The organism is Actinoplanes sp. NPDC021490 (assembly GCF_055562135.1).
In genome coordinates this window covers 378,240-399,797 of record NZ_JBVHFW010000007.1, presented here as the reverse complement: position 1 = coordinate 399,797, position 21,558 = coordinate 378,240, and the positions used below count along the sequence as shown (strand labels likewise).

At 69.9% G+C, this 21,558-nt stretch carries 20 protein-coding genes; 10 read left to right on the top strand and 10 right to left on the bottom strand.

Going from position 1 to position 21,558, the window contains the following annotated elements; genetic code table 11:
- Positions 1–950, bottom strand: a 950-nt coding sequence (locus ACZ3I4_RS21835) for an RICIN domain-containing protein (RefSeq protein ID WP_465383808.1), incomplete at its 3' end; no start/stop codon positions are given.
- Positions 951–1,318: 368 nt separating this feature from the next.
- On the opposite strand from ACZ3I4_RS21835, the gene ACZ3I4_RS21830 reads away from it, so the two are divergent.
- The 4 genes from ACZ3I4_RS21830 (at position 1,319) to ACZ3I4_RS21815 (ending at position 7,205) form a co-directional block, all read left to right on the top strand.
- On the top strand, positions 1,319–2,428 hold the full coding sequence (locus ACZ3I4_RS21830; RefSeq protein ID WP_465383807.1) for a ricin-type beta-trefoil lectin domain protein: 1,110 nt from the start codon (positions 1,319–1,321) through the stop codon (positions 2,426–2,428).
- A gap of 21 nt (positions 2,429–2,449) precedes the next feature.
- Positions 2,450–4,063, top strand: a complete 1,614-nt coding sequence (locus ACZ3I4_RS21825) for a glycoside hydrolase family 27 protein (RefSeq protein WP_465383815.1) — start codon at positions 2,450–2,452, stop codon at positions 4,061–4,063.
- Positions 4,060–5,880, top strand: a complete 1,821-nt coding sequence (locus tag ACZ3I4_RS21820; protein ID WP_465383806.1) for a family 43 glycosylhydrolase — start codon at positions 4,060–4,062, stop codon at positions 5,878–5,880. The genes ACZ3I4_RS21825 and ACZ3I4_RS21820 overlap by 4 nt, the downstream gene beginning before the upstream one ends.
- A gap of 89 nt (positions 5,881–5,969) precedes the next feature.
- Positions 5,970–7,205, top strand: a complete 1,236-nt coding sequence (locus tag ACZ3I4_RS21815) for an alpha/beta hydrolase (RefSeq protein WP_465383805.1) — start codon at positions 5,970–5,972, stop codon at positions 7,203–7,205.
- A 55-nt stretch (positions 7,206–7,260) separates the two neighbouring features.
- On the opposite strand, the gene ACZ3I4_RS21810 is transcribed toward ACZ3I4_RS21815, so the two are convergent.
- Positions 7,261–8,886, bottom strand: coding sequence for a PQQ-dependent sugar dehydrogenase (locus ACZ3I4_RS21810; protein WP_465383804.1), 1,626 nt, complete (start codon positions 8,884–8,886; stop codon positions 7,261–7,263).
- 38 nt (positions 8,887–8,924) lie between these two features.
- Positions 8,925–9,923, bottom strand: coding sequence for an SMP-30/gluconolactonase/LRE family protein (locus ACZ3I4_RS21805; RefSeq protein ID WP_465383803.1), 999 nt, complete (start codon positions 9,921–9,923; stop codon positions 8,925–8,927).
- A 183-nt stretch (positions 9,924–10,106) separates the two neighbouring features.
- On the opposite strand from ACZ3I4_RS21805, the gene ACZ3I4_RS21800 reads away from it, so the two are divergent.
- Positions 10,107–10,400, top strand: coding sequence for a chorismate mutase (locus ACZ3I4_RS21800; protein ID WP_465383802.1), 294 nt, complete (start codon positions 10,107–10,109; stop codon positions 10,398–10,400).
- A 139-nt stretch (positions 10,401–10,539) separates the two neighbouring features.
- Here the strand turns inward: ACZ3I4_RS21800 and ACZ3I4_RS21795 are convergent, their stop codons facing one another.
- Complete coding sequence (locus ACZ3I4_RS21795; RefSeq protein ID WP_465383801.1) at positions 10,540–11,619, bottom strand: AI-2E family transporter; 1,080 nt, start codon at positions 11,617–11,619, stop codon at positions 10,540–10,542.
- 441 nt (positions 11,620–12,060) lie between these two features.
- Here ACZ3I4_RS21795 and ACZ3I4_RS21790 point away from each other — a divergent pair, with 441 nt between their 5' ends.
- Positions 12,061–12,405, top strand: a complete 345-nt coding sequence (locus tag ACZ3I4_RS21790) for an STAS domain-containing protein (protein WP_465383800.1) — start codon at positions 12,061–12,063, stop codon at positions 12,403–12,405.
- On the opposite strand, the gene ACZ3I4_RS21785 is transcribed toward ACZ3I4_RS21790, so the two are convergent.
- Positions 12,382–12,768 (bottom strand): ATP-binding protein, encoded by a 387-nt coding sequence (locus ACZ3I4_RS21785; RefSeq protein WP_465383799.1) that lies wholly within the window; start codon positions 12,766–12,768, stop codon positions 12,382–12,384. The genes ACZ3I4_RS21790 and ACZ3I4_RS21785 overlap by 24 nt on opposite strands.
- A 329-nt stretch (positions 12,769–13,097) precedes the next feature.
- Here ACZ3I4_RS21785 and ACZ3I4_RS21780 point away from each other — a divergent pair, with 329 nt between their 5' ends.
- The gene (locus tag ACZ3I4_RS21780; protein WP_465383798.1) at positions 13,098–13,643 is read left to right on the top strand and encodes a DM13 domain-containing protein; all 546 of its coding nucleotides are present in this window, start codon (positions 13,098–13,100) and stop codon (positions 13,641–13,643) included.
- Positions 13,644–13,646: 3 nt separating this feature from the next.
- Here the strand turns inward: ACZ3I4_RS21780 and ACZ3I4_RS21775 are convergent, their stop codons facing one another.
- Together ACZ3I4_RS21775 and ACZ3I4_RS21770 are read right to left on the bottom strand one after the other, a co-directional pair.
- Positions 13,647–13,949 (bottom strand): BON domain-containing protein, encoded by a 303-nt coding sequence (locus tag ACZ3I4_RS21775; protein WP_465383797.1) that lies wholly within the window; start codon positions 13,947–13,949, stop codon positions 13,647–13,649.
- A gap of 102 nt (positions 13,950–14,051) precedes the next feature.
- Positions 14,052–14,777 carry a polyamine aminopropyltransferase gene (locus ACZ3I4_RS21770; RefSeq protein ID WP_465383796.1) on the bottom strand — a complete coding sequence of 242 codons (726 nt, stop codon included), beginning with the start codon at positions 14,775–14,777 and terminating at the stop codon, positions 14,052–14,054.
- Positions 14,778–15,021: 244 nt separating this feature from the next.
- Here ACZ3I4_RS21770 and ACZ3I4_RS21765 point away from each other — a divergent pair, with 244 nt between their 5' ends.
- Positions 15,022–15,381 (top strand): hypothetical protein, encoded by a 360-nt coding sequence (locus ACZ3I4_RS21765; protein ID WP_465383795.1) that lies wholly within the window; start codon positions 15,022–15,024, stop codon positions 15,379–15,381.
- Positions 15,382–15,399: 18 nt separating this feature from the next.
- Here ACZ3I4_RS21765 and ACZ3I4_RS21760 read toward each other — a convergent pair whose 3' ends face one another.
- Positions 15,400–16,683, bottom strand: a complete 1,284-nt coding sequence (locus tag ACZ3I4_RS21760) for an MFS transporter (protein ID WP_465383794.1) — start codon at positions 16,681–16,683, stop codon at positions 15,400–15,402.
- Positions 16,684–16,738: 55 nt separating this feature from the next.
- Between ACZ3I4_RS21760 and ACZ3I4_RS21755 the strand changes: the two genes are divergently transcribed.
- On the top strand, positions 16,739–17,308 hold the full coding sequence (locus ACZ3I4_RS21755) for a CGNR zinc finger domain-containing protein (RefSeq protein WP_465383793.1): 570 nt from the start codon (positions 16,739–16,741) through the stop codon (positions 17,306–17,308).
- Positions 17,309–17,335: 27 nt separating this feature from the next.
- Here the strand turns inward: ACZ3I4_RS21755 and ACZ3I4_RS21750 are convergent, their stop codons facing one another.
- Together ACZ3I4_RS21750 and ACZ3I4_RS21745 are read right to left on the bottom strand one after the other, a co-directional pair.
- Positions 17,336–18,151 (bottom strand): SAM-dependent methyltransferase, encoded by an 816-nt coding sequence (locus tag ACZ3I4_RS21750; protein ID WP_465383792.1) that lies wholly within the window; start codon positions 18,149–18,151, stop codon positions 17,336–17,338.
- A 102-nt stretch (positions 18,152–18,253) separates the two neighbouring features.
- Positions 18,254–20,566, bottom strand: coding sequence for a tetratricopeptide repeat protein (locus tag ACZ3I4_RS21745; protein WP_465383791.1), 2,313 nt, complete (start codon positions 20,564–20,566; stop codon positions 18,254–18,256).
- Between the two features lie 161 nt (positions 20,567–20,727).
- Here ACZ3I4_RS21745 and ACZ3I4_RS21740 point away from each other — a divergent pair, with 161 nt between their 5' ends.
- Entirely contained in the window at positions 20,728–21,498 is a 771-nt protein-coding gene (locus tag ACZ3I4_RS21740; protein ID WP_465383790.1) for a calcium-binding protein, read from the top strand.
- Positions 21,499–21,558: the final 60 nt, after the last annotated feature.

Here is a 21,558-nt window from a genome sequence, read left to right as displayed (position 1 = left end):
AGCCCGGCGTCGTAGTAGCACTTGTTGATCCGGGCTTTCTTGGACCAGCCGCTGCCGACCGCCGTGGAGGTGTAGACGTAGGTGCGGTTGAATTCAGTGCAGCCCAGCCAGTAGTAGTTGCTGTTGGCCGGCCGGTAGTTGAACGCCGAGGCCCAGATGCCTTTCACGTACGCGCGGGAGCCGTTGAGGTCGTAGGCGTTGGAGTCGAAGTCCAGGCGCGGTACTGAGTGCCCGGCGAACTCCCAGTTCACGAGGTCGTAGGAGCGCAGGATGGGCGCGCCGGGTGAGTAGTGCATGGTCGACGCCGAGTAGTAGTAGGCGTCCCCGACCCGGATGATGTCGCCGTCGGCGAAGTCCTGCCACACCACCGGATTGGTGAAGGTCCCGGTCTGCGGGGGCGGATCCGATCCGACCGGCACGAGTTGCCACTGCTGGTTGGTGCCGTTCCAGTCGGCGTACTGGACGATGTTGCCGCCGTCGGCAGTGGAGGCGCCCTGCACCTCGACCGCCTTGCCGCTGTTGCGGTTGATCAGCTGGATGTAGCCGTCGATGTCCTGAATGCTGAACTGCTGATTGGCGGCGTTGTTGTCGCTCCATTGCACGATGGCGCCACCGTCGGCGGTGGACGCGTTCGACACATCGAGTACCTTGCCGGACAGCCGCGACTTCAGCCGGTAGAACCCGCCACCGGAGTCGACGAACTGCCATTGCTGCTGGGCGCCGTCGTTGCGCGACCACTGGGTGATCCGGGCCCCGTCGTTCGTGGCCAGGTTGTACACGTCCAGGGCTTTGCCGCTGTTGCGATTGACCAGCACGTACGAGGCATTGGTGTCGATGGTCGCCGCCGAGGCCGGGGTGGCGCCCGCGATCGCTGTCGCCAGACCGGCCAGCAGAGTCAGGACGACGGCCATCGGCAGACGACGGCCGGGCCTTCTCCGGATTGCGCTCATCGCCGCTCCTTCTAGTTAACGCTCACATCTGCGGTCAGCGGCTTACGACTCGGGCCGTGCCGCCAGGGGAGTCACCACGATCACTTCCTGCTCGTGAGGACAGGAAGGAAGGCCCCCAGCGTCAGTCAGTTATCGACAGGTGTCAAGAAGGATTACCGGCTCTTTTCGCGGCTATTGACGGCCCCACGGCGTAACAGTTTTCTACCCCTCAGTTTGCTTGCTTCTGATGGAAAACTCGCCTGCCCCATTCTCACTCTTGAATGTCCAGCCGCATTCTGGCAATGTGACGAAACAGGCTGTTAACGTTCACTTCATCCCCCGCCTGGTCCGCCGCGACGATTCGGTGGCCGCCGCAAGAGGAGCACCCTATGCACAAACGAAGAAGCTGGATTCTCGCCGCGGCCCTGGCCCTCGGACTCTCGCTGACCGGTGCGGCCGCCCCCACCCCCGCCGCCGCGGCCGAGTCGAACGGCGGGGTCCGGGTCATGCCGCTGGGCGATTCGATCACCGAGGGGACGCAAGTGCCCGGCGGCTACCGCATCGGGCTCTGGCAGCGACTGGCCGGCGCCGGTTACCGGGTCGACTTCGTCGGCACCCAGTTCAACGGGCCGGCCGCTCTCGGCGACCATGACCACCAGGGCCATCCGGGATGGCGGATCGACCAGATCGACGCCAACATCACGCGCTGGCTGACCACCGCCGGCCCCCGGACCGTGCTGCTGCACATCGGCACCAACGACATCCTGCAGAACTACAACGTCGGATCCGCGCCGAGCCGGCTCTCGACCCTGATCGACCACATCACCGCGGCCGCCCCCGCCGCCGACGTCTTCGTGGCCACGCTCATCCCGCTGGCCTCGGCCGGCCAGGAGGCCGCCGCACGCACCTTCAACGCCGCGCTTCCCGGCATCGTGCAGAACAAGGTGAACAGCGGCAAGCGGGTCCACCTGGTCGACATGCACGCCGCGCTGACCACCGCGGACCTGATCGACGGCATCCATCCCACCGCGGGCGGCTACGACAAGATGGCCGCGGTCTGGTACGCCGCGCTGCGTTCGGTCCCCGGCACCATCGGCGAGACGACCGGCACCCCCACCCCCACCGGCGGCGCCCTGGTCGGCGCCGGCTCGGGGCGTTGCCTGGACGTGCCCGGCGGCAACAGCGCCAACGGCACCCAGCCGGTCATCTGGGACTGCAACGGCGCCGCCAACCAGAAGTGGACCGCCTCCGGCCAGACACTGCAGGCCCTGGGCAAATGCCTCGACTCACCGACCAACGCCACCGCCGGCGCCAAGGCACAGCTCTGGGACTGCTCCGGGGCGGCCAATCAGCGCTGGAACCGCAACGCCAACGGCACCATCAGCAACGTCGCGTCCGGCCTGTGCCTGGACGTCGCCGCCAACGCCACCGCCGCCGGCAGCCTGGTCCAGCTGTGGACCTGCACCGCCGCCGCCAACCAAGTCTGGACCGGTCGATAAGCCATGAGACGCCTCAAGACCATGCTCGCGGCAGGACTGCTGCTGCTGTCGGGCACCATGTTCGTCGCCACCGCCTCGCCGGCGCAGGCCCTGGACAACGGGGTGGGCCGGACGCCGCCGATGGGCTGGAACAGCTGGAACACGTTCGGCTGCAACATCAGCGAGTCGCTGATCCGGGGAATGGCGGACAGCATCGTCAGCACCGGCATGCGCGACGCCGGCTACCAGTACGTGGTGGTCGACGACTGCTGGATGAACCCCAACCGTGATTCGAGCGGCAACCTGCAGGCCGACCCGACCCGCTTCCCCAGCGGCATGAAGGCGCTCGGTGACTACATCCACGGCAAGGGCCTGAAGTTCGGCATCTATCAGGCCCCGCTGGACAAGACCTGCGCGCAGTATTTCGGCTCCTACCCGGGCGCGACCGGCAGCCAGGGCCACGAGGCGCAGGACGCCCGGCAGTTCGCGGCCTGGGGCGTCGACTACCTCAAGTACGACTGGTGCTCCCCCAGCGGCACCATCAGCGAGCAGGTCGCCACGTTCGCCAAGATGCGTGACGCGCTGGCCGCCACCGGCCGGCCGATCCTCTACAGCATCAACTCGAACAGCATCCACTCGAAGACCGGCCCCCAGCGCGACTGGGGCGATGTGGCCAACATCTGGCGCACCACCGAGGACATCCAGCTGGTCTGGAAGACCGACCAGGTCAACGGCTATCCGATGGGCGTGCAGAACATCATCGACGTCAACGTGCCGCTGGCCGGGTATGCGAAGCCGGGCGGCTTCAACGACCCGGACATGATGGAGGTCGGCCGGGGCACGCTGAGCGACACCGAGCAGCGATCGCACTTCGCGATGTGGGCGATCATGGCGGCCCCGCTGATCGCCGGCAACGACATCCGCAGCATGTCCGCGGCCACCCAGACGATCCTGAAGAACCCGCGGCTGATCACCATCAACCAGGACACCCTCGGCCGGCAGGGCGCCCAGGTCGCGGGCGACGCCAACCAGCGCGTACTGGCCAAACGCCTGTCCAACGGTGACGTCGCGGTCGCTTTGTTCAATCAGACCAACGCCACCCGTACGATCTCCACCACGGCCGCGGCGATCGGGAAGAGCGGAGCGTCGTCGTACTCCCTGGCCGACGCCTGGACCGGCTCCACGACCACCACCAGCGGCACGATCAGCGCGAGCGTTCCCGCCCACGGCACGGCCGTCTACCGGGTCAGCGGCGGCACCACCGGCGACCCGCAGACACCGGCGTCGGCCAGCCTGGTCAGCACCTCGTCCGGGCGCTGCCTCGACGTGCCGAACAGCAACACCGCCAACGGCACCCAGCCGGTCATCTGGGACTGCAGCAACGCCGCGAACCAGAAGTGGACCATCTCCGGGCAGACCCTGCAGTCGCTGGGCAAGTGCCTCGACTCTCCGACTAACGCCACCGCCGGGACCAAGGTGCAGTTGTGGGACTGCAACGGCGGCACCAACCAGCAATGGACCCAGACCAACGGCACGGTCCGCAACAACCAGTCCAACCTGTGCCTGGACGTCAACAACAACCAGACCGCCAACGGCACCCTGACCCTGCTGTGGACCTGCACGGGCGCGGCCAACCAGCAGTGGACCCGGCGATGAGCGCGCTGTTGCGGCGCGTCCTCGCCTCGGTCGTCGCGGCGCTCTGCGCGCTGGCGCTGCCCGCCTTCGCCGGACCGGCCCGGGCCGACAACCCGATCGTGCAGACCATCTACACCGCCGACCCGGCGCCGCTGGTCCACAACGGCCGGGTGTATCTGTACACCGGCCACGACGAGGACAACTCGACCTACTTCACGATGAAGGAATGGCGGGTGTACTCGTCGGCCGACATGGTGAACTGGACCGACCACGGTTCCCCGATGAGCGTGGCCACGTTCAGCTGGGCCAGCGCCGACGCATGGGCCGGCCAGGTCGTCAGCCGCAACGGGAAGTTCTACTGGTACGTCCCGGTCAAGAACCGGGCCACCGGTCGGATGGCCATCGGCGTGGGCGTCTCGAGCAGCCCGACCGGGCCCTTCACCGACGCCATCGGGCGGCCCCTGGCCGAGAACGGCGAGATCGACCCGACCGTCTTCATCGACGACGACGGCCAGGCCTATCTCTACTGGGGCAACCCGAACCTGTGGTACGTCCGGCTGAACAGCGACATGATCAGCTTCAGCGGTGGCGTGAACCAGATCCCGCTCACCACGGCCGGTTTCGGCGCCCGCTCCGGCAACACCAGCCGCCCGACGCTGTACGAGGAAGGGCCCTGGGTCTACAAGCGCAACGGCGTCTACTACAACGTCTTCGCCGCGAAATGCTGCTCCGAGTTCATCGGCTATTCGACGGCGCCGGGACCGACCGGCCCGTGGACCTATCGCGGCACCGTCATGCCCACCCAGGGCAGCAGCTTCACCAACCACCCCGGAGTCATCGACTTCAACGGCGGGTCGTACTTCTTCTACCACAACGGTGCGCTGCCCGGCGGGGGCGGCTACACGCGCTCGGTGGCCGTCGAGAAGTTCACCTACAACGCCGACGGCACCATCCCGGCGATGACCATGACCACCGGCGGGGCCCCGCAGAACGGCACGCTCAACCCGTACGCCCGGCAGGAGGGTGAGACCATCGCCTGGAGTTCGGGGGTCGAGACCGAACCGTCGTCCGAGGGCGGGATGAACATCGCCAACCTCGAGAACGGCGACTACGTCAAGGTCAAGGGCGTCGCGTTCGGCGGTGGCGCCACCTCGTTCACCGCCCGGGTCGCGTCGGCCACCAGCGGCGGGCGCCTCGAGGTGCGTACCGGAAGCCCCACCGGCGCCCTGGCCGGAACCTGCACCGTGCCCGGCACCGGCGGCTGGCAGGCCTGGACCTCGGTCTCGTGCGCGACGACCGGCCTGACCGGCACTCAGGATCTCTACCTGAGGTTCACCGGCGGCAGCGGCTACCTGTTCAACGTGAACTGGTGGCAGTTCGGCGGCGGCACCACCGGCGGGAACCTGCTCGGTAACCCCGGCATGGAGGACGGCACGGCGAGCTGGCAGGTGAACGGCAGCGGCACGCTCGCCGCCGACACCGGCACCGTGCGCAGCGGCACCCGCGCTCTCACGATCACCGGCCGCACCGGAGCGTGGAACGGCCCGGCCCAGGACGTGACCTCCCGGATCACCAGCGGCCGGGCCTACACGGCCGCCGTGTGGGTCCGTAGCCAGGGTGGCGCACCCAGCGCCAAGGCCACCCTGGCCCTGACGGCCGGCGGCACCACCAGTTATCTCCAGCTCACGCCGGCCGCGACGGTGAATGCGAACGGCTGGACACTGCTGTCCGGCACCGCGACCCCCACCTGGAGCGGGACGCTGTCCCGGGCGCTCTTCTACGTCGAGACCGCCGCGGGAACCGACAACCTCACCATCGACGACGCCTCGTTCCAATAGCCGGACCTCTTGGGGGTACAGCCTGCTGTACCCCCAAGAGGGCAGTTAGCCGGATCGATCAAGCGACGGCCGGCAAATAGATTTTTTACATGACCACGACGAAGAAGTACCGCAACGTGACGGTCGGTCTGACCACCGCCGCCATCCTCGCCGCGGGTGTCGGAGTCGCCCACGCCGACGTCACCGCAAACGCCGGCACCGGCGGAACCCGGGCCGTCGCCGCGGCCGGGCAGTCCGGCTGGGAAGGCATCACCCGCGAGCAGGTGAGCATCGACTTCGGCCAGGGCTGGGTCACCAAGGCCGAGCTCACCTATCCGGCCAACGCAACCGGCCGCCTGCCGCTGGTCATCTTCCTGCACGGCAGCGGCCACAACGACATGAACCAGACGCTGCCGGACGGCAAGGGAGCGACCTTCATCCCGCTGGCCCAGGCGGCCGGCCGGGAAGGGTTCGCGACCCTGCGGTTCAACAAGCGGGGCGTGACCGACATCGGGCCGGTGGAGAGCACCGACCCGGCCCAGCTGCTGCCGAAGAACCCGTACGCCCGGATCCAGCAGGACGCCGCCGCGGTGGTGCGGTTCGCCGCCCGCTCCGACAAGGTGGACCCGTCGAAGATCTTCCTGCTCGGCCACAGCGAAGGCACCAACGTGGCCGCCAACCTCGCCGCCGCCCCGGCCAAGTTCGACATTCCCAAGCCGGCCGGAGTGGTCGAGATGGGCGTCGTCGGCCTGCCCATCAGGCAGTTGCTGACGTTCCAGATCTACGGCCGGCTGCTGGCCGAGCTGCACGACGAGTTCGACGTCGACGGCGACGGGCAGCTGACCCGGGCCGAGGCGGCCAACGGCCTGATCGGGCAGCCCAAGGAGGTCGCCGACCAGTTCCGGTCCGTCCTGCTCGACGGCCGGAAGGTGCGGGCGACGACCGACCGCAACCGTGACGGCCGGATCGCGATCGACGCCGAAGCGGGCCCGGTCTTCCGTAAGCTGACCAACATCGACCTCTACCCGAACCTGCCGGACCTGGACGACTACACGATCAGCTACGCCAAGGACTTCGCCCGCTTCCCGACCGTGGCCCAGGCCCTGCCCAAGTTCTCCGGCCCGACCCTGATGCTCAACGGCGAGAACGACATCCAGACCCCGGCGCGCGCCGCGATCGTGGCCGACGCCGCCGTCGCCGCGGCCGGCAACCCGGACCACAAGCTCGTCATCTACCCGGGCATGTCGCACACCATGAACATCACCCCGAAGTTCCAGCCCGAGTTCGGCGACCCGGACCGGCAGGTCGTCACCGAGATCCAGGGCTGGCTCAAGGCCCACCGCTGACCGGCAAACGACCGGGGGCGGCCGCCGACCAGGCGGCCGCCCCTTCCGCGCGCGCTCACGGGCCGAGGGTGACCTTCAGGATTCGTTCGTTGCTGTTGCTGGGCACGCTGTCCTTGTCGCCGCCGCTGCTGGTGGTCAGCCACAGGTTGCCGTCGATCGACGGTTCGACCGTCCGGAGCCGGCCGTACGTGCCGACGAAGTACTGCTGGACGTCGGTGAGGGTGTCCCCGCTGATCACCGCGCGGTAGAGGCGGGCGCCGCGCAGGCACGCGATGTAGAGCACGTCCCGGACGATCGCGATGCCGCTGCAGGAGCCGGCCGCAACCGGGTAGGTCCGGACGGGCGCCACCAGACCGGCTCCGGCGCAGTCACCGGTGGTGCCCTCGCACGCCGGCCACCCGTAGTTGCCGCCCTTCACCACGATGTTCGTCTCGTCCATGACGTTGTTGCCGAACTCCTGCTCCCAGAGCCGGCCCTGCGAGTCGAACGCCAGCCCCTGCGGGTTGCGGTGCCCGTAGCTCCAGACGTAGCTGCCGGCGAACGGGTTGTCGGCGGGCACCCCGCCGTCCGGCCTCAGCCGCAGCACCTTGCCGCCGAGGTTGCCCAGATCCTGGGCCTGGTCGGGGTCCTGACCGTCGCCGGCCGCGGCGTACAACATGCCGTCCGGACCGAACCGGAGCCGCCCGCCGTTGTGGTACTTGTTGCGGGGAATCCCGGTGAGCAGAACCTCGAGGGTGTCGGTGCGCAGCGTCTCGTCGTAGCGGATCCGCACGATCCGGTTGTCGGTCGCGCTGGTGTGATAGATGTACAACCACCGGTCGGCGGCGAAGTCCGGTCCGATCGCCAGCCCGAGCACGCCGCCCTCGCCGTTGGTGCCCTGCACGCCGGGCACGGTGCCGATGCTGTGCTTGTTCCCGCCGTCCGGATCCATCGCGATGATGTCGAAGACGTCCCGCCGGCCGTAGAGGACAGTGCCGTCGGGCGCCTGCACCAGACCCCACGGCAGATCCCGCTCGGTGGTCACCTGGGTGGTGCCGCACACCGGGTTGGTGCAGCTCGCCCCGGTGGTGACGGTGAACGACGCGCTGCGCGCCGAGGTGTTGCCCTGGGCGTCGCGGGCCACCACGGCGTACCGGTAGGTGGTGCCCGGGCGCAGCCCGCTGTCGGTGAACGAGGTCGCCGGCGGGACGGCGGCCGAGCCGGTGACGGTGCCGATCGCCGTGCCACCGCGGTACACCACGTACGCGGTCACCGCCACGTTGTCGGTGGCCGCCCGCCAGGACAGGGTGGCCGTGGTCCCGCTCGTGGTGCCGGTCAGCCCGGTCGGGGCGGCCGGCGCCTCGTCGTCTGCCTCGCAGAAGGGTGGCGTGACCGGCACCGTGGGGCCGGCCTGCGAGACGTTCCCGGCCCGGTCCCGGGCATTGACGTACCAGCCCCAGGTGACCCCGCCGACCACCGGCAGCGTCGCCGAGGTCGTGGTCCCCGGCACCGAGGTCACGAGCTGACCGTCGTGGTAGACGTCGTAGGCGTCCACGCCGACGTCATCGGTGGCGGCCGACCAGCTCAGCCGGACCGAGTCGCAGGTGAGGGCGCCGGCGTCCAGCTCGGCCGGGGCGGTCGGCGGCGTGGTGTCGGCCGCGATGAGTGCCGGCAGGAGCAGCAGCAGCGCTACAGCACGCATGGGAAGCACCTTTCTCCGGGCGTCGGGAAACAGCAGCGTCAGTACGGGTAACCGGGCACGCCGAGCGAGATGGCGGAGATCCCGTAGTCGCCGGTCCGGCCGGCCGTGATGTAGAGGGTGCGCCGGTCGGGACCGCCGAACGCCGCGTTGGTGGCCTCCGGGCCGGCCGTGATCGTGCCGAGTTCGGCGCCGGACGGGGAGAACACGTGCACCCGGCCCTCGTTGTGCGAGACCCAGTAGACGTTGCCCGCGCAGTCCACCGTCACCCCGTCCGGGCTGCCGATGCCGGCGAAGACGGTGCGCGCGCCGGTGCTGCCGTCGGGCCGGACGGCGTACGCGTAAATGCGGTTCTCCCCGTACGCGCCGACGTACAAGGTGCGGCCGTCGGGCGACAGGGCGATGCCGTTGGGCTGGCGCACGGTGTCGTCGACGAGGGCCACCTGGCCGTTCACGACCCGGAACACCCCGGTCCGGCCGCGCATCTCGTCGGCCCGGCGCCCGCGCTGGAAGTTGGGGTCGGTGAAGTAGACGACTCCGTCGGCGCGGACCGTGACGTCGTTCGGCGAGTTGAACGCCCGGCCCTCGAACGTGGCCGCGACCACCGTCCGGGTGGCGTCGGACAGCCGGAACTCGGAGACGGCGCGGTTGTCGTGCGTCGCCGCGACGATCCGCTGCCCGTCCGGGCTGAGCGCCAGGCCGTTGCTGCCGGAGGCGGCCACAAAAGTCTCGGCCGGAGCGCCCGGGGTCAGCCGGTGGATCGTCGAAGGCTGGACCTGCTGGGCGCCGGCCGCCGGGCGCATATCGGACACGAGCAGATAGCCCGGCCGATCGATCCACACGGGACCTTCGAGGAAGGAGAATCCACCCTGGACCCGCGGGGCGGTCAACGTGGTCCCGGGAAGGGGCGGCTCGGCCGGAGCGGCAGCCTCGCACACGCCGGGCGGCGCTCCCGGCGCAGTGTCCGGTTCGGCGGCGGCCGAGGCGCCCGGCACCAGGAGGCACGCAACGCCGGCCACGGCCGCCAGGGATCGACTCATATCGACGTACATGATTGTGAACGTAACATCTGAGGCCGGACGCGCAAGTCGTAGGGGAAATGCTTTGGTGAGGGTCTGACCTGGACGCAGTGGCGTTTGCACAGTGCGTGGGAGCGCTCCCGATCAGAGTAGGTTCTGTCGTTAACGCTCACAGGATAGTTGCCGATCCGAAGGGACTCGAACGTGTCCGAACCCGAATCGCTTGCTGACGTCCGTTCCCGCATCGACGACCTTGACACCCAGCTGGTCTCACTGCTGGCCCGCCGCCAGAAGCTGGTCGAGGCGGCGGCCCGCTTCAAACTCGACGAACACGCCGTGCGAGCGCCCGATCGGGTCGACCGGGTCATCGCCGCCGTCCGCGCCCAGGCCACCACCGCCGGACTCGACGCCGCCGTGGCCGAGGCGGTCTGGCGCGCGATGATCGGCGCGTTCATCGAACTCGAACTGACCCGTCACCGCGGCCCGGCCGAGGGATAGCCCGACACTCACGACGGCTTCCTCGAACACTCGTCCGCAGTGATGGCAGACCGGATCGTGGCGGCCGGCGTTCCGACCGATCGGCTTCGCCGCGTGCGCAACCCCGCCTGACCACCGGCAGGCCGGATCAACGCACGAATCAACGGCCGCTCTCCCCTTCCGGCGCCGCGGAGTCGACCGGCGTCTCGTCCGCGCCGACGGTCGGCTCGGACTTGAGCCGGCCGCGACGGGTGTCCCAGATGTCGCGGGCGATGATCTGGAGGATGCCGGCGACCGGGATGGCCAGCAGCGCACCGAGAATGCCGGCCAGCTCGACCGCGATGAGGATCGCGATCAGCACGGTCAACGGGTTGATTTTGACGGTCCGCGCGAAGATCAGCGGCTGCAGCAGGTGGTTCTCCACCTGCTGGTAGAGCACGAAGAAGACGATGACGACGATGCCCGCGGTGGTCGACTGGACGAAGGCGGCCAGCGTGGCGATGACCGCGCCCAGCGTGGCGCCGACCAGCGGGATCAGGTCGGCCAGCCCGACGAAGAGCGCGATCAGACCGGCGTACGGGACCCCCAGGATCGCGAGCACGACGAACGTGAGGCTGCCGCAGATCGCGCTGATCAGAAGGTTGCCGGTGATATAGCCGGTGATCGTTCTGGCGCAGTCATGGCCGACCCGGCGGATTCGCCGACCGCGCCGCTCGTCGAACAGGGCGAGGAAGCCGGTGACGACCTTCGGCGCCTCCAGGACCATGAGATAGGCGAGCACGAAGATGGTCACGATGCCGGCCACACTGGTCGCCGCGCCACGCAGGACGGCGATCGTGGGCGCGCCGAGCCGGCCCGCGTACTCCCGGAACTGGTCGGCGTGATTCTGCGCGTACTGGAGCAGGTTGAACCGCTCGATGAGCCCGCCCACCGGGCCGCGACCGGCCCGCGCGTCCTCGATGATCTTGGGGAAGTCGGCCACCACCTGGCTGCCCTCCCGGATCAGCGGGACGACGAACAGCGTGACCAGCGCGCCGATGAGGACGAGAGCGACGAGGAAGACCAGCAGCGTGGCCAGCCAGCGCTTGCCGAACGCGGCTCGGCGCTGCACCCAGGTGACGGCCGGATTCAACGCGATCGCGAAGAACATGGCCACCACGATCCAGGTCAGCACCTGGCTGGTCGCCTGAATCAGGCGATAAAGAAGAAGAGTGGCCACGACCAGCCCGATGACAATCATCGTCCGCCGGGCAGTCAATCGCGTGTCTGCACTACTCACCGTGTCCGCACTACTCACTGAGCATGAATACCCGGCGAAACGGACGCCAAACGGGCGGAGAGTGCCACCGCGAGGAACTCGGGCGAGAGCAGTCCGGCCGATCAAAGTTTATCACATAAACTCACCGCTCCCGGGAGGCCGCCGGTCGGCCTTTCTTCTTGTGCTTTTGGTCGTCGCGTAGCTGGTAGAACGGCCCGTGGGCCGACGATCCGGAACGGTGCGGGCGGGTGCCGTAACAGACGTTTATGTCCTAAACGTAGGCATGAGAATCCCTCGCCTCGACAGGTGCTCAAGGCCTTCCCGGACGAGTCGGCGAATACCTCACCGTCATGGCGGCGTACGCTCTTCGCGAACTGCGAAACCGTTTTGGCCCAGCATTACCTAGCGACAGGGAGCCCCTTCGTGGGAGCATCGCCGATCTGGCGGCACAGCGTCGTCCAGCGCGACGATCAGGTGATCGTCGCGCTGGCCGGGGAGCTTGACGTCTCGGCTTGTGACGACCTTCGCGAGCTGCTGCTCGACGAGATCGGCCGACCGGGGACAGCGCTGGTGCAAGCCGACCTCGGTGACGTCGGCTTCATCGATTCCTCGGCCCTGGGGAGCCTGGTGGCCGCGCACAACGGGGCGCAGGATCAGGGCAAGCAGTTCGTGGTCGTCAACGCGTCCGGAGGCGTACGCCGGGTTCTCGAGGTCACCGGTCTGCTCGACGTGCTGACGCGAAGTTCAGGCGGCCACGGCGGACGGTAGGAGAGCGAGCCGGGCCCATACGACCTTGCCGCGCGGGGTCGCACGTGCGCCCCACTCGTTGGTCAGCCCGGCCACCAGCAGCAAGCCCCGCCCGCCCACGCGGCGCCCGTCGGGCGGTTGGGGCCTCGGCAGCACCGGATCATCGTCGTGAACCTCCACTTCGACCACCCGCTCGCCGACCGTCAGCACCAGCTCGCCGCCTCCGGTGGTGTGCTGGGAGACGTTCTGCACCAGCTCCGACACCACGACCAGGACGTCCTCGACGTAGTCGGCCGGGCACGACGGCGCCAGCAGGTCCCGGACGTCGCGGCGGAGTGGACCGGCGGCCGAATCGTGCGCGAACGGCACCCGCAGTGTCGTCATCGTCGCCGCCACCTTTCCCTCCGCACCCACTGCCGCAGACCTGAGCGAACACCATTGAAGCAACCCGCCACCCACCGCGTGACGCGGCCGCCTCCCCGATCGGCACCCGGCCGCCTCCACTTGAGCGGATCCGCGAACCCGTCAGGAGTGGTGGACGCCCCGCCGCTCCGCTTGGCGCCCCGAATGCCCGAACCGCCCTTATTTATCCAACGAGAGTCCGGCTATATCGGCGTGGCGGACACCGCCGCGGGTACGCCCTCGCCCTCCGTAAGGGAACGGTAAGCGCCCCGATCTGGCGCGACCGGCCATTCCCGGGTTGGCTCGGAGTCGTGAACCGGAGACCGCTTTCGAAGCCCCTGACCTGGATCGTTGTGGCGCTGGTGGGCTTCGGCGCGGCCGGGGTCCTCTACTGGTTCCAGCCGTGGCGGCTCGTCACCAACACGACCGTGACCGACACGTTGTCCGTCGACGCTTCCGCGGCCGCCCCGCGCACCTCGGCGTCCTCGGCGAAGATCCCCGCACCGGCGGCGACGGTGCTCGCCCAAGGCACCTTCGTCACCCATGAGCACGACACCACCGGCACCGCCCGGCTGGTGCGCAACGCGGACGGCAGCCATCAGCTGGAACTGATCGGCCTCGACACCTCGGACGGACCCGACCTGCGGGTATGGCTCTCGGACCGGCCGGTTCGCCCGGACGCCGCCGGCTGGCACGTCTTCGACGACGGCGCCTACGCGGAACTGGGACGGCTCAAGGGCAACCACGGCAATCAGGTCTACCGGCTGCGCCCCGGCATCGATCCGGGCGACTTCCGCAGCGTCAGCATCTGGTGCAAACGCTTCTCGGTGTCGTTCGGCGCGGCCGCCCTGGCCTGACTTCTAACGGCGTTTCCGACCCCGTACGGGTGACACAGTGAGACGGTTGAGCACATCGCGCACGCCGGGCGTCGCCCACGCCCGCTGCCCGGCGACGTCACAGGCATCCTGCGTGTCCAGGCGGCCGGCCAGGATCACCACGCCGTTCTGAACATCGACGACGAGGTGGCCGCTCTCCAGCAGCGGGGGCCGTAACAGCTGCTCCGCCACCCGGTGCGCCAGCACGGTGTCGACAGTGCCGGCGCGGCCCTCGTCGTCACCGGGAGGATCGGTGTGCCCATCCCAGTAGGGCCAGAACGGGTACATGTCCGTGCCTCCCTGCGCCGCCTGCCATCTGAGCCCAGCGTCGCGGCCCGAGTTGGCGCGCTCTGCGCGGGCCCATGACGAACAGATGACAGTCCGGGCGGATCAGGATCGGCGGGCGGTGGTGGCGACGTAGACGGTGTTGGCCGAGGTTCCGCCGGTCAGCGGGTTGGCGAAGGACACCACGTGGGCGGTGGCGGTGGCGAAGCACTCCCGAAGGACGGCGAGGAAGGCGTCGTCAGGGGCGTCGTCGGACCACAGACCGAAGGCGCCGCCGGGGTGCAGGCGGTCGCCCAGCCGCGCCAGCCCGGCCGGGGTGTAGAGGTCGGCGTGGGTGGGGTCCAGGACGTTGACCGGTGAGTGGTCGATGTCGACCAGGATGGCGTCGAAACGGCGGCCGGGGGCGGCCGGGTCGAAGCCGGCGCCGTCGCGGAGCAGGCCGAAGAAGTCGCCTTCGAGCAGCGTCGTGCGCGGGTCAGCGGTGAGGGCGCGGGCGTGCGGGATGAGATCCTGGCGGTGCCAGTCGATCACCGGGCCGAGGGCCTCGACCACCGTCAGGGATGTGACCCGGTCGTCGTCGAGAGCGGCGCGAGCGGTGTAGCCGAGGCCGAGACCGCCGACGACGACCTCGAGCGGGGCGTGCGACAGGGCGGCCAGGGTGAGCCGGGCCAACTCCTCCTCGGCCACCGTGAACAGGCTGGACATCAGGTATTCGTCGCCGAGCTTGACCTCGTACACCTCGGTCTGGAGGGTGGGGTCGAAGCGCCGCCGCAGGCTGATCTCGCCGATGCGGGTCGGGGCCCAGGCCAGTTCGGCGAATCTCGGATGCATCGGTTGTCCTCCCGGCGCGCGCGGTTTCGCGCCGACGGGGAATGGCCGGATGTTCGAGGAACGCGACACGTCTGGCCATAGTCTGGCAGCCACCGGGTGCGGCGGGCCCACCGCGTCCCTCGGTCGCCCGGGCCGCCGACCGGCCGGGCACGCAGCTCACCGGCGGTGTGTGGCGGGCTCCGGAACAGCCGATCACAGCAGCGGTTACGCTGGGTCGACAGTAATCCCAGGGATGTGGCTGCAGATGATCAATGCGCAGGAATTCGCCCGGCGGCTCAGCACCCTCGGAGTCGATGAGTTCACCATCGACGACGTCGTGGACCTGGCGACCGCCGCCGGAGTTCGCATCAGCGCCGACCTCGAGATCGACGCCACGGTGGCGCAACGGTTGCTTGACGGGGTCTCCCCCGCGCTGCCGGTCACCGGGGCGCAGATCGTGGCGTCTCAGTGGCCGCCACCGATGTCGTCCCGGCCGGCGGCGCCTCCGGTGACGTTCTCCAGTCCCGGCGCCTTCGACGCCCCGGCTGATCAACCGACCCGCTCCCGCGGTTCAGGGCCCGCGCGTGGCCGGCGACCCGGCCCCCGGCGAACCAACAACAGGTGACAGGTTCAGCGGATCGGGTCATGCGTCGTGGATGCTGCCCAGGCCCGGGATCGGTGAGAAGGCCACCCACAGGGTGGCGGCCGCGACGCCGGCCGCACCGGACACCATGGCCGTGAAGGGGCCGGCCTGGGTGGCGATGATGCCTCCGGCGGCGGCCCCGATCGGAATGGCACCCCAGGACACCAGCCGGTAGGCGGCGTTGACCTGGCCGCGCAGGGGTTCGGGGGTGGCGGCCTGGCGCAGGCTGACGGCGTGGACGTTGGCGATCCCGATGCCGATGCCCATGACGACAAAGATGCCACACAGCAACGCGAGAAGCCCGGAACCGGCCCGGTCGGCCAGCGCCAGGCCCAGCGGGGCGCCGTTGCCCGCGGCCAGGGTTACCAGCAGGACCCGGCCGTAGCCGAAGCGGCCGGTCAACCGGGCCCCGAACCAGGCGCCGGCGAACGAGCCGAGGCCGCCGGCGGTGAAGACGGCGCCGATCGCCAGCGGGCTCAGGTGAGCTTCCCGGACGGCGTACAGCAGCAGGCCGAGCATCAGGATCTCGTTGAAGAGGTTGAAGGTGGTGGCCTCGCCGAGCAGCGGCCGGACGAAGCGGTGGCGGACCGTGAAGCCCAGGCCGCGGACCAGATGGCGCCAGGCCGGGGTGCGGGCGGCGGGCTGATCGGCGACCGGCGGCGTGGTGGGGCGCGGCAGGCGGATCCGGCTCAGCGACATGGCCGACACCAGGTAGCCGCCCGCGTTGAGGAGCAGCGCGAACGGCGCCGACAGGGCCTGGACGAGCAGAGCGCCGACGCCGCGACCGCCGATCTCGGACGCGGACTGTGTCGCGGCCAGCTTGCCGTTGGCGTCGACGAGCTGGTCCGGCGGGACGAGCTGCGGCAGGATCGCGAAGTCGGCGACCTGGAAGACGACCGTCAGCACGGCGGCCGCGAACACCACGACATAGAGGACCGGCATGTCCGCCGTGCCGGTCCAGGCGGCGATGGGAAGCAGCACGACGAGCAGCGCCCGCCCCACGTCGGCCCCGATCATCAGGCCGAGACGGCGGTGTTCGTATCGGTCGACGATCAGCCCGACCGGCAGGGTGGCCAGCAGGAACGGCAGGAACTGGGCGACCCGCAGGGCACTCGCCTGTGCCGCCGTGGCCGACAAGGTGACCAGGGCGAACAGCGGCAGCGCGATCTCGGCGACCTCGCTGCCCAGCGTCGAGGCGGCCGATCCGCGCCAGAGCCGGCGGAAGTTCGGGTGGGACCAGACGGACGGCGTACGGCCGGGGGTCGTTCTCGTAACCACCTTCATGCTCAAGGAGGTTATGGCTAACCGGGTTCATGGGCAACTCGGTTACGATGGCCGCATGTCAACCGGCTCGACGGCGGCCCCGGACCGGCTGGAGCCGGTGCGGCAGTTCATCAACACCCTGGACATCGAGGCCGGCACCGACGCGTTCGACGACGCCGAAGGGCTGCGGCAGTGGCTGGACGTGGCCGGCCTGCGCGACGGCGGACCGGTCGGCGACGACGAGCTGCGCCGCGCGCGCGAGTTCCGGGAGGCGTTGCGTACGGCGGCCTCGGCCAACCACGACGCGACCGCCCTGCCTCCCGGTGTGCTGGCCGTCCTCGACGAGGTCGCGCACCGGGCCGGCATCGCGATGACCTTCACCCGGGACCGCGACTGGCGTGCGACGGCCCGGACGGGCGGCGTCGACGGGGCCCTGGGCGAGCTGATTCTCCGGGTGATCGAGTCGATGAGCGCCGGCACCTGGCCCCGGCTCAAGGTGTGCGCCCGGGACTCGTGCCGCTGGGCGTTCTATGACACGTCGCGGGCCGGCAGCGGCAAGTGGTGTTCGATGCGCCTGTGCGGCAACCGCGCGAAACAGGAGGCCTGGCGCGACCGGCGACGCACGACCGGGCCGGATCCCGCCTGAAGCGGCCCGGTTACGGCGCGGCCGGCGTCACGGCTTTCGGGCAACGGCTCCATAGATGCTGATGCGGCTGGGGTCGGTGTCGTCGGCCTGGGCGTCGGGACGCCACCGGCTGATCAGTTCGATGCCGGGGCCGACCAGTTCGAGACCGTCGAACAGGGCGGCGAAGGCGGCCCGGTCCCGCGGCCAGATGTCGCTGATGCCCGCATCGAGCAGTTGCTGATAGCGGGCCTGCTCCTCGGCCGGCATGAAGTCGACCGTGAAGTGGGTCGCGGCCAGATAGCTGCCGGAGGGAAGCGCGTCGATCAACGTGCGTACGATCGCTTGGGCCTGTCCTTGACCGGGCGGGATGAAGTGCAGCACGGCGATCAGCATCAGCGCGACCGGCTGGGAGAAATCGAGCACCTGCCGCTTGCGCGCGGCGTCCAGGATGGCTTGCGGATCGCGCAGGTCGGCCTCGATGTAGTCGGTGGCGCCCTCGGGGCTGCTGGTCAGCAGCGCGCGGGCGTGCGACATGACCAGAGGATCGTTGTCGACGTACAGCACCCGGGTCTGCGGCGCCGACCGTTGTGCCACCTCGTGCGTGTTGTCGGCGGTCGGCAGGCCGGTGCCGATGTCCAGGAACTGCCGGATGCCGGCCTCGGCCGCGAGATACTCGGTCATCCGGCGCAGCACAGCGCGGTTGGCCCGGATGCCGGCGCGCATCCCGGGGAACTTCGCCTCGATGGCGTCCGCGGACTCCCGATCGGCCGCGAAGTTGTCCTTGCCGCCCAGCCAGTAGTCGTAGCGCCGCGCCGGATGCGGCACCGACGAGTCGATCACCGGCGCGGGATCTGGCTCAGTCACGATGTCCCCTGTCGACGTCGGGAAACGATCTAGACACTGTACCGATTCTGCCGGTACAAAGTGGACCCTGAGCGAGCGAGCCGGGCCGGGTTCCTGGTCGGGTCAGGTGGAGGCCGAATCGGTCAGGCGGATCCGGATCAGGTCGCCGTCGGCGTGGCCCAGCTCGTCGAGGATGTCCACCGCGGACTGCCAGGCAGCGTGGGCGTCGGCGTGATGACCGGCCGACTCGTGGGTGTCGCCGAGGTTGATCAGCGCCTGGGCCTCATTGGGCCGGTCGCCGGTTTCCCGGTACAGCCGCAGGGCGTGCCCGTAGCAGTCGATCGCCGCCTTCGGCCGACCGAGCCGGTGGTGCACGAACCCGAGGCTGTCCCAGGCGGTTGCCTCGCCGTGACGGTTGCCGATGGTGTGGTGCAGGTCGAGGGCCTGCCGGCAGTGGGTCAGGGCCTGCGGATACTCGCCGAGCTCGGCATGCTCGGCACCGACGTTGTTGAGCGCCCGGGCCTCGCCGGCCCGATTCCCGGCCGCCCGAAACAGGCCGAGCGCGTGCTGGTCGTGGCCGAGGGCCTCGCGGTGCCGGCCCTGCCGCTCGCATTGCCGGGCCAGGTTGACGTAGGTCGTGGCCGTGCCCACCAAGTCACCCACCTCGGCGAACAGTGCCAGGGCGGCGAGGAAGTGCGGCCGGCTGTCGTCGTAGCCGCCGATCATGTCGAGAGATCGGCCGAGGTTGCGGTGGATGTGCGCCTGCTCGCAGCGGTCGTCGAGGCGGCGGGCGGCGGCGAGGGCATGGCTCTGCACGGTGATCTGGTCCTGCCAGTGTCCGCGCAGGTTGAGGAAGTTGGTCAGGGCCCAGGCCAGGCCCGCGGTGTGCCGGTCGAAGCCTTCGGCCGCGGCCCGCCCGGCCACCGCCAGCAGGGCCGCGTGCTCGGCGGTGAACCAGGCCATGGCGGCTTCGACGCCGGCCAGGGGGGCCACCGTCAAGCCGGCGGCCGCCGGGGCGAGGGCGGCCGGCTCACGGTGGGGGTAGAGCAGCCGGTCGGCGGCGTGGGCGGTGTGCAGGTAGTAGTCGAACAGCCGGGTCAGGGCGGCGCGGCGGTCGGCCGGTGAGTCTTCGTCACTGGCTCGGCCGGACGCGTAGGTGCGGACCAGATCGTGCAGCGTGTACCTCATGTCGGTGGCCTGCTGCAGCAACTGGTCGCGGTGCAGGTGGCGCAGGTGGGCGTCGGCGGCGGGCGGCTCGATGCCGGCCAGAGCCGCGACGGCGTACGCGTCGAAGTCCTGGCCGGGATGCAACGACAGCAGGCGCAGCACCCGTCGCTGACCGGCGGGCAGCTGCTGGTAGGACACCCCGAGGGCGACTTCGACGTCGGTGTCCAGGCGCCGCTGCTGGTGGCGTTCGTCCAGACGGTCGGCGTGGTCGGTCAGAGTCCAGCCGGATGTCCCTCGGATGTGGGCGCCGACCAGGCCGAGCGCGATCGGCAGACGGCCGCACCGGCGGACTATCCGGGCCGCCGCGTCCGGATCGGCGCCGATCGGGCACCGGGGCACGACGCCGGTCAGGAAGGCGACCGCCTCCCCCGGGGTGAACACGTCGACCACGAGGTGGGTGGCGCCGCTCAGGCCGGTGAGCTCGCGCCGGCTGGTGATCAGCACGGCACAGTCCGGGCTGCCGGGCAGCAACGGGCCGACCTGGCCGGCGTCGGCGGCGTCGTCCAGCACGATCAGGGCGCGGGTTCCGGCGAGACGACGGCGGTAGGCGGCGGCCCGGGCGGGCAGGTCGTGGGGAATCTGCTGACCGGCGACGCCCAGCAGGCGCAGAAAGCCGTCGAGGACCGAGGACGGGTCGGCCGGTGGTTGCGCGGGGTCGGGATGAAATCCGCGCAGGCTGACGAACAGCACCTGGTCGAACGGCTTCTCACGGTGCAGCCGGTGCCCGGCGTGAACGGCGAGTTGTGTCTTGCCGATTCCGGCCATCCCGGCGATCACCACCGCACCGCCGTGGCGTCCCCGGCAGGACAGCTGGTCCAGCTCGGCGAACCGGCCGGTGAACCCGGGCAGTTCCCGCGGCAGGGTGTCCTGGACGTGGACCCGGGTGGCCGCCTCGAGCCGCCCGCCGATCACCCGGAGCGACTGGCGCCAGCGTGTCACGTACCCCAGATCCGGGTGCAGGGTCTGCACCACCGCGAGGACCAGGTCGGGGTTGAGCCGGCGCCGCCCGGACCGGAAGCAGTCCACGACGGTGGTCTTGCCAGGTCGTTCGGCCGCCGGTCGACCGGCGGCCCGCCAGGCGGCGTTGACCTGGTCTTTGATCCATTCGTACGACGGGTTGCCCGCCCAGGTCTTCAGCAACCGCAGCCGCTCGATCAGGGCGTCGAGGGTGTGGGCGGATTCGGGATCGGGCGGATCCTCGAACGGCATGGCCAAAGGCTAGTGAGCGGACCGCACGGTCACTGTCGGTGTCTGGACACTTCGCACCCCTCGGCGGTCGGATTCGGTCGGGATGCTTCGCCGGACGCTGCCCGCGGCGAAAAGTGGCCGCAGATCAGCGACCGCGAGGTCGCCCAACTGGGGGGAAAACAATGACCAGAATCGCTCCGCGGCTGTTCTTCGCCGCGGTCCTGACCGGCGCCTCCGTGCTCTTCGGCACGGTGGTGGCCACTGCGCCGGCCTCGGCCGCCGCGACCTGTTTCGGCCGGGCCGCCACGATCGTGGTGGCACCCGGCAGCGGCACCGTACAGGGCACGGCCGGCACCGATGTGATCGTCGGCAGCTCGGGCGCGGACACCATCTTTGCAAACGGGGGCAACGACTTCATCTGCGGCGGCGGTGGCAACGACTTCATCAACGGCGACTGCCCGTCCTGCGGGTTCGCTCCCACCGGCAACGACTCCATCGACGGCGGCATCGGCAACGACACCCTGAACGCCAACGGCGGGAACGACACCGTGTTCGGCGGGGCCGGCGACGACAACATCGACGGCGGGGACGTGGCGGCCGGCGGCGGCTTCGACACCCTGAACGGCGATGCCGGCAACGACCACATCTTCGGCGGCTCCGAAGACGGCGAAGTGATCAACGGTGGGGCCGGCGACGACTTCCTGGCGGGCAGCGGCGGCGCCGACATGATCAACGGGGCCGGCGGCAACGACCAGATCTTCGGCGCCTTCGGAGACGACACCCTGGTCGGCGGCCCGGGCACCGACTCGGTGCGCGGCGACTTCGGCAACGACCGCCTGGACGGGGTGGACGGCATCGGCGGCAACGACACCCTCGACGGCCGTGGCCCGTTCGTGAACAGCGGCAGCGACTTCTGTGTCGCGGACCCGGGCGACCACCTGGCCAACTGCTGAGGGGCGTGACGTGCCCTGCTCGCAACGACGCGAGCAGGGCACGTTCGCGTACCCGGCCTT